Source organism: Tautonia marina (assembly GCF_009177065.1).
GTDB classification, from domain to species: Bacteria; Planctomycetota; Planctomycetia; order Isosphaerales; family Isosphaeraceae; genus Tautonia; species Tautonia marina.
Genome location: NZ_WEZF01000010.1, coordinates 217,623 through 231,109 on the forward strand (window position 1 = coordinate 217,623; position 13,487 = coordinate 231,109).

Genomic DNA, 13,487 nt, shown 5'->3' on the forward strand with positions numbered 1-13,487 from the left:
AAACAGCGGCATAATAGAGCACGTGGGCGAGCACGCAACCGTTTTGGGGCGATTCGTGTCACGGTAATGATTGGCCCGTTCCGTTCCAGATCGCTCACCCGACCCCGATCCCTTCATCGCGCAGGAGGACGAAGACCGATGAGACGCATCGATGCCTGGCAGGCCGGCTTACCGGCAATCGCCCTCTGCCTGTTCGTGACGGGTTGTGGAGGAGGATCGGGAGGCGACGACGAGGTTCCGGTCGTCGACATGAGAGATCCGAGTTTTGGCGGTGCCCCGGCTCCTCCTCCTGCCCCAGGCCCTCCGGCAGCCGCTCCTGCGGGACCGCAGGCCGCCCCTCTTGCCGGGGCTCCGGTCGGGTTCTCCCCAGATGCCGGCCCCTCCGAACCGGGCGCAGTCAGTCCACTCGCCGGCCAGCCCGGAGCGGGAGCCACCCCCGTCTCGCCCGTCACCGGTGGCCTGACCGCCGCTCCCGAGGGAAACCTGGCCAGTGATGCCGCCCTGAACGAGATGCTTGCCGCGGTGAACACCGCAAACGACCCGTCCGCCCCCCGAGGACGCAGCGGAGGTCCTCCGGCAGGAGCAACTGGGCAACCTGGGCCAAACGATCCCATGATGGCCATGATGGGTGGCCCGGCCGGAGGAATGCCCGGCGTTCCCCCCGTCGGCAGCGAAGGGATGATGCCCGGCATGGCCGGTCCTCCCGGAGGGTTCGAGGCCGGCGGCTTTGGTGGGTTCGAGGCCGGCGGACCTCCCGGCTTCCCGGGCGGACCGGGCGGCTTCCCGGGCGGACCGGGCGGCTTCCCTGGAGGGGCCGGTTCCTCCGAACCCGCGAATTTCGACTCTCCCAGGGGAGCGGTCGACGCCTTCCTCAATGCCGTCAATGCCAAGGACATTCAGGGTCTCAACGAAGCCACCGCCCTGCGAGCCCCTCGCGAAGCCGAAACCTCGGCTCGACGACGAACCTTCCAGGCCATTCGTGAGATGAGCCTCACCGAAGAAGAACTGAATATCATCGCTGACGAATTCGAAGGCTTTGAGGTCGCTCAGATGAGTCGCCCCACCTCCGCCGGGATCGTGAGCTTCATCCTCCGCAAGCAAGGCGACTACGGCAGCACCCTGCAACGCCGGATCGATGTTCGCAAGGAACGAAGCGGTTGGAAAGTCAACGACGTCACCGGCATTTCCGAGATCAAGCGCATGGGTGGTCGTGCCATGGAGCAGCTTAATCGAAATCGAAATCGAAACCAGGGCAACCGCCCTTGAGTCCACTCACCGGCAGACTGGGCAATCAAGGCTGCCTGCGTAGACTTTCCGAATGAAATCGATTGAAAGAATGACCCTGAGGGTTGTTCGGAATCGCCCCCCTCTCTCCGACAAAAATCGGGAGAGGGGGTTCTTTTTTCTCAAGAATTCCTCTTGAACTGACGGGGATTGCTTCGAAGTTTGCCCCTCAAAGCACTTTGGCACCGGGTCTGCTTACGAGGCGAGCATCACCTCTTGCCATTCCGACGCAGGATGCGATGGAATCGGATCACGGAGTCTGCTCCGGGTGACTTCCCTGTCACCGACCAACGTCTGCCCAAGGAGGGAATGCGCATGGACTTGATCCCGGTCCACCACGGTTTCGTCTTCGATTCGCTGGTCATTCTCTTTCAGGTTTTCGGCGTGCTCGCCCTGTGCTTGACTCGGTTGTTTGCAGGGCCTCGGTGGGTCGAGCGCGGTCAGTTCGCGTTTGTGGTGGCGGTTGTGGGGCTTGGCGTTGCCGGAGCCCTGTGTGGTCATCAGGATTCGGAGTTCGGACTGTTTGCCGGGCTGACCATGACCACCCTGCTGATTGGGATGACGGTCGGAGGGGGTCGAGACACATCCGACTCCCACACGGTCTGGATCGCCCCTGAAGGCACGGCGACCTCCTGAATCGAAGTCGAGACCGGCCCCCTGACCGGCCAGGTCTACCTGATCGATCCCATCCTCATCGGGGCCGCCTGGCCCCGATTTTTTTTCCGCCGAAAGGGTCCGCTCCATTCCGATCATTGCACCAGCGTTCGCTCGTCGGCTCGTCTGTTCGTCCCTTTCGCTCTCTGGTGCCGGTCCTTCGAGGGCCGTGACTGCAGGGGGATTTACGGAAGAGTCCGACCTTGAGCCTTACGACCTCGGCGCGGTGCCGTCGGACTCGGCCCGGGTCGAGTCCCGGACTTTCCGGGACTGCGTGCGACGGGAACCGGTCGTCTCCCCGCTCGACGACCGGGCCCGGAGAACGATCGGCCATCGGCGGGAAAGGATGGACCTAATGATCGCGATGCTGAAACGGATTTCGATCGCATCGGGCGTGCTGGCCGCGGCCCTCGTCGCGGCGGCCCCGGCCATGGCCGGAGACCGCGTTTCAAACCAGCAAACCGCCGATGACGTGGCCGCGGCCCTGCGGTCGCTTCCTGCTCTGTCGGGGCAGCAACTTTCGATCTCTGCCAAGGATGGAGTGGTGACCCTCTCGGGCACCGTTTCCAATGCCGCGCAGCGATCGGCGGCCATCGAACGTGTCCGTTACCTCTCGGGGGTGAACACGGTTCTTGATGGCATTCTCGTCTCCAACGACGACAGCGTTCAGGCGACCCAGTATCAGGTCGCTCACGGTGGGATGAACTCTGGCACCACCTTCGGCGGTGGCCCGATCGGAGCGCCGATGATGGGAGCCGCTCCCGTCATGGGTGATGCCGGCATGGGCGGCCCGCTGCCCGAAGGCCCCGCCGGCTTCGGTGGTGGCACCCAGGCATCGAGCCCAGGCTACCCGAACTACGCCTGGCCGAGCTACGCTCCTTACCCCAATTTCTCTGCGGTCGGCTACCCGACGGCTTACCCCTGGCAGGCATGGCCGAACATCGGACCGATCCATCCGTATCCGGAAGTCCCCCTCGATTGGCGCGCGGTGACGCTGCGGTGGGATGACGGCATCTGGTTCCTCGACTTCAAGAAGCACTACACCCGGCCGTTCTTCACGCCCTACCCGTTCGGCTTGTTTGCCTACTGAGATCGGACCCCGAACCCGATCCGGCAAGCGAGTGCCTGGCGAAACGTTTCCCGACGAATCGTCAGGCCTCCTTGCCCTCGGCAACGGACCGATCTGCCGTGCGGGGCCCCGTGCAATGGCGGGGGGAGGCACTTCCGAACCCGAGGGTCAGGCGTTGCTTCGGCAGCGTCCTGACCCTCGGGTCGTTTTCAGGGATCATCCGCTCAAAGGACGTTCGGCTCCAACGGGCATTGTGCGGCTTTCAACGAAACGACCCGCCCGAGTCCTGGACTCGAGCGGGTCGTTGCATTCCTGGTTGTTCCCGACACCCACAGTCTAATCAATCCGGGAGAGAGCGATCGATCGAAGGTTTCGGAAGCGTATCAGGTCTTCAAATCAAGGGGTTTCGGTTTCGGCAGGAGCTTCGGCTTCCGGAGCATCCAGCCCTTCGAGATCGCCGGCAGGACCTTCCATCGCACCGGCCTCGCCGGTGTCTTCGAGCATCAGGTCATCGCCGGGCATCGGCTCGGTCGCGGCCGCGTCGTCAGCGGGAGGAACCGCTTCATCGCCACCGCCGCAACCAGGCAGGACGACCAGGGCAGCAAACAAGGCGGCGATCGAAAATGCGGAGGTAAGAGCCTTCAAGGTGCACCTTCTTGATTCAAAGGATCGATCCGGGGAAGACGCCACTTTGCCAATTTCGGTGGTCTTCTCTCTCCCCAGGCCTAGTAGCTTGGCCACCTGAGACCCGTTTCGCAAGGCTCGACCCCGAACTTTTTCGTCCAATGGTGGCTCGGCACCCAACTCAAAGCACACCGGCCGTCATCTCAGTGAGGGCCTTGAGCAACGTTTCGATGTCCTCCGCCGTATTAAACGGGCCCGGACTGACCCGTAATGTTCCGTCGGGATAGGTGCCGAGTGCCCGATGAATATAGGGGGCACAATGCAGACCGGCCCGGACGGCGATGCCGTGGCTCGCGTCCAGGCCAAGCGCCAGATCCTGCGACGGAAAGACGTCCTGATCCGGGGGGATGAGAGACAGGGCGCCGACGTGCGTGGCCGGGTCCCATCGTCCGGCGATCCGCCAGCCGTCTCCATTCCCCTCGACCCAGTCGACCACCCGTTGCAAGAGATCAACCTCGTGGCGGCGATTCGCCTCGATCGTCTGACCGGCGACCCACCGAACTCCCTCGGCCAGCCCGGCAATCCCCAGGACGTTCGGCGTGCCCCCTTCCAGGCGATAGGGGAGTTCCTCCGGCTGGACCGGATGCTTCGAGTCGCCACCCGTGCCCCCTTCTCGCCAGACCCGGACCGAGGCCCGAGGTCCCACGTAGAGCACGCCCGTCCCTGTTGGCCCATAGAGTGCCTTGTGTCCGGGAAAGGCCAGCAAATCGATCGGGGTCTTTCGCAGGTCGATCGGCACAACCCCGGCCGACTGCGCCGCGTCGACCAGAAAGAGCGCCCCGGCCTCCCGAACCATCGGCGCAATGGCCTCGATCGGCTGGACGGTCCCGAGCACGTTGGCCGCATGAGTTAGGGCCACCAGCTTCGTCTTCGGCGTGATCGCGGCCCGAAGTTCGTCGGGGTCGAGATAGCCCTCGTGTGAACTGAGCCGGGTCAGGGTAATCGTCCCGGCCCGTTCCATGGCCACCAGAGGGCGACTGACGGAATTATGCTCCAGATCCGACGTGATCACATGATCGCCCGGATTAACCACCCCCTTGATCGCCATGTTCAGCGCATCGGTGCAGTTGAGGGTGAAAATCCAGCGCTCCGGCTCCTCTCCGTTGAAAAATTGATTGAGCGTGTGCCGTGCCTGATCCAGTGACCGCTCGGCCTCCGTCGCCATCCGGTGCCCCGACCGCCCTGGATTTGCCAACTGAGTTCGGGCGAAGCGGTCAAGCGTCTGATAGACCGATTCGGGCTTGGGGAAACTGGTGGCGGCGTTGTCGAGATAGATCATCTGCGGATTCCCACGAAGGATGGTCCGGGCGGAGGCGGCAATGCGGCGGTGAGGTCGTTCTCGTTCCAGCGATCGTCAACTACCGACAAACTGAGCGTACAGGGTCCGGGCCTTGGCAATGTCGTTCGTTCCCTTGATGATCGCCCGACCATCCGGAAACACCGTAAACTCGTAGCCTTCGGTCGCAAACCGAAGCATATACGCATTATGCCGAACCTCTCCGAGCGGCGCGAGCCGACCGCCGAGTTCGGCAAAATCCAGGGGCGAATCCCGCCGGGCGGCCACCTGCACGGCATTCCGTCCGCACAGGGCCGTCGTGTGCGATCCCATCCTCCCTTCGAGCCACTCGAAGTTCTGTTGGCCGCAGCACGGGCAATTGACTTTCCCCTTGAGTGAGGCAATCTTCAGACGGCGGAACGACCAGTCCCAGATGTCAAACATGATCAACTCTCGGTTGATCGACGCTTGCTTGCCCCCCAGAATCTTGATCGCCTCGACCGCCTCGAACGACGCCACCACCGCCACCGCTGGACCGAGCACCCCAGCCGTCTCGCAGGTCGGGGTCATGCCTGGTGGCGGGCTCGTCTCGACAACGCATCGCAAACACGGCGTCTCGCCGGGCAAGATGGTCATCGTCTGCCCTTCGCTGCCGATCACCCCGCCGAAGACCCAGGGCTTGCCCAGCTTCACGGCGGCGTCGTTGATCAGATAGCGCGTCTCGAAGTTGTCGGTGCCGTCGAGAATCAGATCGGCGTCGGAAACCAGATCGAGAATGTTCGTATGATCGATGTCCGTCACGACCGGCTCGATCGTCACCTGGCTGTTGATCGCTCGCAATTTCCGAGCGGCCGCTTCAGCCTTGGGCAAGTTGTCGGCAACGTCGTTCTCGTCAAAGAGAATCTGCCGTTGCAGGTTGTGCGTTTCAATAAAGTCCCGATCGACCACCCGCACGAAGCCGACTCCGGCCCGCACCAAGTGATTCGCCAGCACGGTGCCCAGCGCTCCGCAGCCACAAATGGTCACTCGGCTGTTGATCAGTTTGCGCTGGCCGTCCTCACCCAGGTTCTGAAAGCGAATCTGACGGCTGTAGCGTTCAAGTTCGGCGGGAACGTCGGCAAAGGGTTGCATGGTCGGTGTCGATTCAATTCGGTTCGGGAAAGGGAGTGTTCAGGAGCAGCCGATCGCTCAAATCCAGGCCCAGCTTCCCGCCGGGGAAGAGTCAGCCCTTCCCCGGCGTGATTCGTTCGAGCCCGAGCGGGTCAGCCTCCGGCAATCGCCGGAATGATGCCGATCTCGTCGCTCTCCTTCACGGGCGTGTCCAGTTCGTCCATGAAGCGGATGTCCTCGTCGTTCACGAAAACATTCACATACTGATGCAGCTGGCCTTCACCTGCGAACAGCCGTTTGTGCAGGTCGGGATACTGACGACCGACATCGGCGAGAACCTCGCCAACGGTGGTTCCAGCGCCTTCGAGCGACGCCTGGCCATCGGCTGACGGACGGAGCGGAGTAGGAATGCTGACCTTGGCCATCGGGGGCGCTGCCTCACTTTCAATTGCACTGCGACCGATCAATGAAATCACTTGTCAACGCATCTGCGAGGACAAGTCCCCTCCAGAGTCCATGCCTTGGTTCGATCCGGAGGGGACTTGCCGACGGAGCTCAGGCACCCACTGGAGTCAGTTCCGACTCAGCCGGGGCAGACGCACCGACCAACGCTTCGAACTCTGCAAGGTTGGGAGCGATCACCGGGGGAAGGGGGATGCGATCGATAATCGCTTCCTGAGTCTTCAGGCCATTGCCCGTGATGCAAATGACCGTCGAGCCGTCGCGGTCGATCTTTCCTTGTTCGATCAGCTTCCGGGTCACGGCCAGGGTCACGCCGCCGGCCGTCTCGGCCCAGACGCCCTCGGTCTCGGCCAGCAGCTTCATGGCATCGACGATCGCGTCATCGTCCACATCTTCACCCCAGCCGCCGGTTTCGCGCATCAGTTTCGAGGCAAAGAAGCCGTCGGCCGGGTCGCCGATTGCCAGGCTCTTGGCGATCGTCTGCGGGTCCCGGATCGGCTTGACCCGCTTGGCATCGGTCTTCACCGTGTTGGTGATCGGATTGCAGCCCGCCGCCTGGGCGCCGAACATCCGGGTCTTGACCGGGTCCACGAAGCCCAAGCCTTCCAGCTCCTTGAACGCCTTGTAGATCTTCCCGATCAGGCTGCCGCCGGCCATTGGGGCGACAACGTGATCCGGCGTTCGCCAGCCCAGATCCTCGGCGATCTCGAAGCCCATCGACTTCGAGCCTTCGGCGTAGAACGGCCGGAGGTTCACATTGACGAACCCCCAGCCGAACCGGAAGGCAATCTGCGAGCAAAGCCGGTTGACGTGGTCGTAATTCCCCTTGATCGCCACGACCTTTGCACCGTAGATCGTCGCGCCCAGGACCTTTCCTTGTTCCAGGTTGTCCGGGATCAGGACGTAGGCCTTCAGCCCCGCGGCCGAGGCGTTCGCCGCCACCGATCCGGCCAGGTTCCCCGTTGAGGCGCACCCGACCGTATCAAAGCCCAGCTCGACGGCCTTCGACAGGGCAACAGCCACCACGCGGTCCTTGAACGAGAGGGTCGGATGATTGACCGCGTCGTTCTTGATGTACAGTTCTCGGATGCCGAGCGCCTCGGCCAGGCGTTTGGCCTTGATGAGCGGCGTGCAGCCGACCTGCAAGCCCACGGTCGGCTCGCCGTCAATCGGCAGCAGTTCCTTGTAGCGCCACATGGTCCGGGGGCGGCGTTCGATCGCCTCGCGGCTCAAGGCTCGGCCGATCGCCTCGTAATCGTATTCGACCTCCAGTGGGCCGAAGTCTTCCGTGCAAAAGTTCAGGGCTTCTTTGGGGTACTGCTTCCCACAAAGGCGACAGGTCAGGCCGCGGACGAATTCGGAACTCACCGGTGGTTCTCCCGAGGTCGGCTCGGCGGCTCCCGAAGGCTTCATGCATCACCAGGATGCCTTGGGGGCATCGAGGCCGCACGAGGGGATCGCCGGCACGGGTCCGGGCGTCGGCCATCGCGTCACGGAACGTTTCCGTAACGGGACCGAACGCCATGATCCGTTCCGATCCGGCAGCGCCGTCTCAATCCAGAGCTGATGGTGGGCAGGGCGGCGAGGCGATGGGGCAGGGCTGATCCGGAAGACTCGTTGGTCTGTGCCGACGGGTCATGGAGGCCATCTCATCTCTCCCCAAGAAAACATCCGATGCGGAACCTCCGGAAGGTCGACCACACTCGGTGGGCGGGAATTAGCACCAGCATCCGCCCAGGTTGGCGGATCGGTTGCTGTGGCGTCGCAGGGCCCGTCCCTCAGCCACTCTGGATAAGATGCGTGCCGGATTGAGAAAGTTGCACAAGAGTACCGCGACGGAGGGCGGCGAGTCAAGGGCTCGGCACGCTCGCGACCCTCGGCCGGTGCCCCCCGATCGGCCCCCGAGCCTCGGCCGAGGCCCTCTGCTCCTCCCGAGGTCCTTCAGGAGCCGGCCAGGTAAACAGGTAGCGGAACCCGATCGCCTTGCAGACCGCCACCAGGACCAGCGGCGCGATCAATCCGGCTGCGGTGCCCAGCGCAATGTGCATCGGCAAGCCCGTGAACCCGAGCCCCCGAGAGAGCAGGATTCGGGTCGCCACCGACGCATGCCCACTCGCCACATAGAGTTGCAGCGAGTGCCTCCCGCAATGCCTTAGCAGTTCCACTCCCGGCAAGCGATCGAGCACCATCGCCACGCCGAACATCCCAAGTGTCCCGAACAGGGCCGGCACCAGGTCAAACCAGGCATGCTCGTCCCATCCCAGCGCCACGGCCCCCTTCATCAAACCGAAGGCCAGCGGCACAAACCAGACGAGCCGCCTCGGCTTCAGCCAGTCGCCCAGCATCCGGACATGATCGGCCAGAAACAGGCCCAGCCCGAAGTACACGGCGAACAGGCCGACCTGCACCAGCAGCGACGGGGCACCGTCCCAGAGCGGCACCAGTAGGTGGAGCGCCACCCCGATTGCCAGGAAGCCCGAGCGACTGCCTCCCCTGGCCGTCCAGAGGCCGAATCCCATCATGACCGCGAACAGGACGTACAGGAACCAGACCCCCTGCATCGGGTCAAACAGCATCTTCAGCGGGGTCAGCGGGTCGGCCTTCGTGTTGGTCATCCCCGAGACGACCGTATGGCATCCCCAGGCGATCAACGACCAGAGCAGGTAGGGATAGGCCAGGGTCCGGGCCTTGGTTCCCACGAATGTCGGCAACCCTTTGCGCACCGATCGCGCAGCGAAGAGCCCCGACGCCAGAAACAGGGCCGGCATCCGAAACGTGTAGAGCAGATCATACGCCGCCCAGAGCCGATCCTTGCCCACTTCCGGCACGAACGCGGCAAAGGCCAGGCCCCCGAGCACGTGGCCGAGCACGACCAGGACGATCGAGAGCCCCCGAAACGTGTCGATCCACGTCACTCTCGGGTTCGCAGGGGTCGACATTGCCGGCGGAGCCATCTCGGCAGCCGTTGCGGTGCTCATCGATGAGGGACCTCCGTGTCGCGCATTCAACTCGTGGAGGAGAGGACTCCGTCCCCTCAAGCCCGACGGAATTCGGTGGGCCAACGCCCCCTCCTTCCGCCGATTCGGTCCAGGCAAAGCGGGAAGGGGATCAATCGCTCGACGTCGTGACAGACGCCGCCGCGTCGGGTTATCGCGGCGACGCCCTCAACCGTCAAGACCAGTCACACTCCAGGCCGCTCATTCTTCCGGACCGCCCCGCTTCTTCTTCGGCGTCAGGGTGATCTTCGACGCCACCCCGTCTTCATGTTCGATTCGGACCCTGGCCTTGCCCTCGCGCTTCTTGAAGTTTTCGAGATCGAACTTCTTGGCTTGCTTGCCTTTGGGGTTAATAAAGACGGTCTTTTCCGTAATCGTGACCGTCACCTCGTCTCCGCTCTTCTTTTCGACCACGACGAGGGTTTTCTCGTCCGGGTTCACCGTTTTCACCGTGCCGAACAGCTCGGCCGCCAGGGCCGGAACCACGGCCACCAGCAGGGCCACTCCCACCATTGCGGCCGTCATCAGCCAGGATCGTCGGGTACGCATTGGGATCTTCGGGACCTCCATACGGTCGACATCCCCTCCCTGGTCGGCCAGACTCCCCCCGAACCGGGGAGAAGAGACTCCGGCTCGCATCGCAGGGTAAAGGGACCTTCACCATAAACCCCGCCATCAGAACCGCGGTAACGTAATTTCCCCCCGGTCTGGCACGATTTTCTCCCCCTCCTTCTCGACACCCGACGCACGCGGAGCCGATCCGAAACCCTCCCCGGATCGTAGAATCCTTATACGCCTGCCCTGCGAAGTCTCTGGAAGGGGTGATTGAGATGGCCACCGTACGGAAGACACCACCGGTCCCCGGATCGCGCGCTGTCGAGGAACGCACCCGAGAAATCGGCCGCGCCTTGTTCCGGCAGATCGGCCGAGGCCCCTCCCCCCTCGATCGCTCCTGGTGGGACGACCAACTGATGGGCCTGACGATGGAGGACCCGGAGGTCAAGGTCCAGCTCTTTCGGTTCATCGACGCCCTGCCGACCCTGGTCGAACCGGCCTCAGTCCGCCGACATTTGAACGAATATCTGGCCGAGGCCGGCGACCGGGTTCCTGGCCTCGTCTCAATGCCGCTCTCCCTCGCCCCTTCCGGCCCGGTCGGCGACAAGATGCTCGCCCGCATGGCCCGAGCCGCCGCAACCCGCATGGCCCGACGGTTCATCACCGGCAGCACTCCCGAGGAAGCCTTCCGAACCGTCCTCAATCTTCGCCGCAAAGGGGTGGCCTTCACCGCCGACCTGCTCGGCGAGGCTGTCATCACCGACCGCGAGGCCGAGGTCTATCAGCGCACCTGTCTTGAGCTCATCCGAGGACTCGCCGGGCCGCTCGCCCCCGAGCCCGAAATCCCGAGGATCGACCGCGACCACCTCGGCCCGATCCCCCGCGTCAACCTCTCGTTGAAGCTCACGAGCCTCACTCCGCGATTCGATCCGACCGCCGCCGAGGCCACGACCGATCGCGTCCTCGATCGTCTCCGCCCGATCCTCCGGGAAGCGATCGCCCGCCACGCCTTCGTCAATGTTGACATGGAGCAGTACGCCTACAAGGATCTCACCTACGCCATCTTCCGCCGCGCACTCAACGAGCCCGAGTTCCGCGAATACCCCCACTTCGGCATCGTCTGCCAGGCCTATCTGCTCGACGCCGAGGCCGACCTGCGGGGCCTCCGCGACTGGGCCGAGGCCCGAGGCACGCCGGTCACGATCCGACTGGTCAAGGGGGCCTACTGGGATTACGAGGTCCTGCTCGCCCGGCAGGTTGGCTGGCCTCTGCCCGTCCACTCCCGCAAGTGGGAAACCGACGCCTGCTTCGAGCGCTGCTCGGAGTTCCTGCTCGACCATCATCAATGGCTTCGCCCCGCCTTCGGCAGCCACAACGTCCGCAGCCTCGCCCACGCGATGGCCTCGGCCGAGGTCCGAGAGATCCCGATCGACGCCTTCGAGGTCCAGATCCTTCACGGCATGGGTGACCCGATCCGACGGGCTCTGATCGACCGGGGCCACCGGGTCCGTGTCTACTCCCCTTACGGCGCCATGCTGCCCGGCATGGCCTATCTCGTCCGTCGCTTGCTCGAAAACACCTCGAACGAGTCGTTCCTTCGGGCCAGTGCCCACGGAGAGATACCGGTCGAGGAACTCTTGAAGAACCCCCAGGAGGTCGGAACCATGCGAGCCGTTGTCACCCGGCCTCGGACCGAGGCCCAACCGGAAGGCCAGCTTCCAGCCTTCACCAATCAACCTCCCATCGACTTCTCCCGAACCGAGAACCGCGACCGCATGCGGGCCGCCCTCGATCAGGTCCGCGCCCAGTTCGGCCGCGAGTACCCGCTCCGGATCGGCCGAGACGAGGTCTGGACCAACGATTGGCTCACCTCCGAGAGTCCCAACGACACCTCCCTCATCGTCGGTCGCACCGCGAAGGCCACCCGCGACCACGCCGACCGCGCGTTAACGATCGCCGAAGCGGCCTATCCTTCCTGGTCCTCGACCCCAGCCAAAACCCGCGCCGAGGTGCTCGTGAAGGCCGCCGCTATCATGCGAGCCCGCCTCTTTGAGCTGGCCGCCTGGGAGGTCTTCGAGTGTGCCAAGCCCTGGGCCGAGGCCACGGCCGACATCGACGAGGCGATTGACTTCTGCGAATTCTACGCCCGACGGATGCTCGACCTGGCCGATCCCCGCCGCCGAGACGTTCCCGGCGAGACGAACCGCCTCGAATACTTCGGCCGAGGGGTCGCCGTGGTCATCCCCCCCTGGAATTTTCCTCTGGCCATCCCTTGCGGGATGACCGTCGCCGCCCTCGTCGCCGGATGCCCGGTCGTCCTGAAGCCGGCCGAACAATCGCCGGTCATCGCCTGGCACCTCGTCCAGATTCTCCGAGAGGCCGGCGCACCTCCCGAGGTCATCCAGTATCTGCCCGGTGTCGGAGAGGAGGTCGGGGCCGCCCTGGTCGATGACCCGAGAGCCGCCGTCGTCGCCTTCACCGGCTCGAAGGCCGTCGGCCTGACGATCAACCGGGTTGCCGCCGACACCAAACCCGGCCAGCATCACGTCAAGCGCGTCATCGCCGAGATGGGGGGGAAGAACGCCATCATCATCGACGACGACGCCGACCTCGACGAAGCCGTTGTTGGCGTCCTCAGAAGCGCCTTCGGTTACGCCGGCCAGAAATGCTCGGCCGCCTCCCGAGCCATCGTCCTTGACGGCATCTACGACGCCTTCGTGCAACGGCTGGCCGAGGCCCTCCCCTCGTGGACCGTCGGCCCGGCCGACGACCCCGACCCGGCGATTCCCCCGGTCATCAACGCCGAGGCTCGCGATCGGATCAACGATTACAAACGAATTGCCCGCACCGAAGGCCGCGTTGTCGCCGAACTGGATGTCGGCCCGCTCGCCGATCGCGGACACTACGTCGGCCCGATGATCGTCGCCGATGTGGACCCGAAAGCCCGGATCGCCCAGGAAGAAGTCTTTGGGCCGATCCTGACCGTGATCCGCGCTAGGGATCTTGACGACGCGCTGCGCATCACCGCCGATGTGGAATACGCCCTGACCGCCGGTCTCTACTCGCGAAGCCCCGCCCACATCGACCGTGTCTCACGATCGCTCCGCGTCGGCAACCTCTACATCAACCGCCCCTGCACCGGAGCGCTCGTCGATCGCCAGCCATTCGGCGGCTTCAAGATGTCGGGCATCGGCACCAAGGCCGGAGGCCCCGATTATCTGCTCGAATTCCTGCTGGCCCGCTCAATCACCGAAAACACCATGAGGCGAGGGTTCGCTCCCGACCTCGACGAGTTGGCCGATCTCGAACCTTCGACTGCATCTCACCCCTGAGCCGATCACCTCCACCTTGCTCAACGACACCCATCCCCCGAGCCTTTCCCAATTGGCTCGGGGGC

11 protein-coding genes and 1 riboswitch are annotated in these 13,487 nt (G+C 64.1%); of the genes, 4 read left to right on the top strand and 7 right to left on the bottom strand.

Annotated features, from left to right (window positions below):
- The first annotated feature begins 138 nt into the window (after positions 1–138).
- The 3 genes from GA615_RS27855 (at position 139) to GA615_RS14130 (ending at position 3,028) form a co-directional block, all read left to right on the top strand.
- The gene (locus GA615_RS27855; RefSeq protein ID WP_201750190.1) at positions 139–1,266 is read left to right on the top strand and encodes a hypothetical protein; all 1,128 of its coding nucleotides are present in this window, start codon (positions 139–141) and stop codon (positions 1,264–1,266) included.
- Positions 1,267–1,599: 333 nt separating this feature from the next.
- Entirely contained in the window at positions 1,600–1,920 is a 321-nt protein-coding gene (locus GA615_RS14125; RefSeq protein ID WP_152051943.1) for a hypothetical protein, read from the top strand.
- Positions 1,921–2,293: 373 nt separating this feature from the next.
- A complete protein-coding gene (locus GA615_RS14130) occupies positions 2,294–3,028 on the top strand; it encodes a BON domain-containing protein (protein WP_152051944.1) in 735 nt (244 codons plus the stop codon).
- A 375-nt stretch (positions 3,029–3,403) separates the two neighbouring features.
- Here the strand turns inward: GA615_RS14130 and GA615_RS14135 are convergent, their stop codons facing one another.
- The 7 genes from GA615_RS14135 to GA615_RS14165 all read right to left on the bottom strand — a co-directional run bounded on the left by GA615_RS14135 (position 3,404) and on the right by GA615_RS14165 (position 10,084).
- On the bottom strand, positions 3,404–3,652 hold the full coding sequence (locus GA615_RS14135; RefSeq protein WP_152051945.1) for a hypothetical protein: 249 nt from the start codon (positions 3,650–3,652) through the stop codon (positions 3,404–3,406).
- A gap of 160 nt (positions 3,653–3,812) precedes the next feature.
- The gene (locus tag GA615_RS14140) at positions 3,813–4,970 is read right to left on the bottom strand and encodes an aminotransferase class V-fold PLP-dependent enzyme (protein ID WP_152051946.1); all 1,158 of its coding nucleotides are present in this window, start codon (positions 4,968–4,970) and stop codon (positions 3,813–3,815) included.
- 75 nt (positions 4,971–5,045) lie between these two features.
- Positions 5,046–6,098, bottom strand: coding sequence for a ThiF family adenylyltransferase (locus GA615_RS14145; RefSeq protein ID WP_152051947.1), 1,053 nt, complete (start codon positions 6,096–6,098; stop codon positions 5,046–5,048).
- Positions 6,099–6,229: 131 nt separating this feature from the next.
- Positions 6,230–6,502 (bottom strand): ubiquitin-like small modifier protein 1, encoded by a 273-nt coding sequence (locus tag GA615_RS14150; protein WP_152051948.1) that lies wholly within the window; start codon positions 6,500–6,502, stop codon positions 6,230–6,232.
- Between the two features lie 130 nt (positions 6,503–6,632).
- Positions 6,633–7,907: a threonine synthase gene (gene thrC / locus GA615_RS14155; RefSeq protein ID WP_152051949.1), complete on the bottom strand. Its 1,275-nt coding sequence runs from the start codon at positions 7,905–7,907 to the stop codon at positions 6,633–6,635.
- Between the two features lie 278 nt (positions 7,908–8,185).
- Positions 8,186–8,337: riboswitch (SAM riboswitch) on the bottom strand.
- 52 nt (positions 8,338–8,389) lie between these two features.
- Positions 8,390–9,517: an acyltransferase family protein gene (locus GA615_RS14160; RefSeq protein ID WP_152051950.1), complete on the bottom strand. Its 1,128-nt coding sequence runs from the start codon at positions 9,515–9,517 to the stop codon at positions 8,390–8,392.
- Positions 9,518–9,736: 219 nt separating this feature from the next.
- Positions 9,737–10,084 carry a hypothetical protein gene (locus GA615_RS14165; protein ID WP_152051951.1) on the bottom strand — a complete coding sequence of 116 codons (348 nt, stop codon included), beginning with the start codon at positions 10,082–10,084 and terminating at the stop codon, positions 9,737–9,739.
- 281 nt (positions 10,085–10,365) lie between these two features.
- Here GA615_RS14165 and GA615_RS14170 point away from each other — a divergent pair, with 281 nt between their 5' ends.
- Positions 10,366–13,422 (top strand): proline dehydrogenase family protein, encoded by a 3,057-nt coding sequence (locus tag GA615_RS14170; protein ID WP_152051952.1) that lies wholly within the window; start codon positions 10,366–10,368, stop codon positions 13,420–13,422.
- The last annotated feature ends 65 nt before the right edge of the window (positions 13,423–13,487 follow it).

Coding starts and splice junctions, on each gene's coding strand:
- GA615_RS14165 (WP_152051951.1), bottom strand. CDS start 10,084: ATGCGTACCCGACGATCCTGGCTGATGACGGCCGCAATGGTGGGAGTG.
- GA615_RS27855 (WP_201750190.1), top strand. CDS start 139: ATGAGACGCATCGATGCCTGGCAGGCCGGCTTACCGGCAATCGCCCTC.
- GA615_RS14160 (WP_152051950.1), bottom strand. CDS start 9,517: ATGAGCACCGCAACGGCTGCCGAGATGGCTCCGCCGGCAATGTCGACC.
- GA615_RS14170 (WP_152051952.1), top strand. CDS start 10,366: ATGGCCACCGTACGGAAGACACCACCGGTCCCCGGATCGCGCGCTGTC.
- GA615_RS14150 (WP_152051948.1), bottom strand. CDS start 6,502: ATGGCCAAGGTCAGCATTCCTACTCCGCTCCGTCCGTCAGCCGATGGC.
- GA615_RS14125 (WP_152051943.1), top strand. CDS start 1,600: ATGGACTTGATCCCGGTCCACCACGGTTTCGTCTTCGATTCGCTGGTC.
- GA615_RS14130 (WP_152051944.1), top strand. CDS start 2,294: ATGATCGCGATGCTGAAACGGATTTCGATCGCATCGGGCGTGCTGGCC.
- GA615_RS14140 (WP_152051946.1), bottom strand. CDS start 4,970: ATGATCTATCTCGACAACGCCGCCACCAGTTTCCCCAAGCCCGAATCG.
- GA615_RS14145 (WP_152051947.1), bottom strand. CDS start 6,098: ATGCAACCCTTTGCCGACGTTCCCGCCGAACTTGAACGCTACAGCCGT.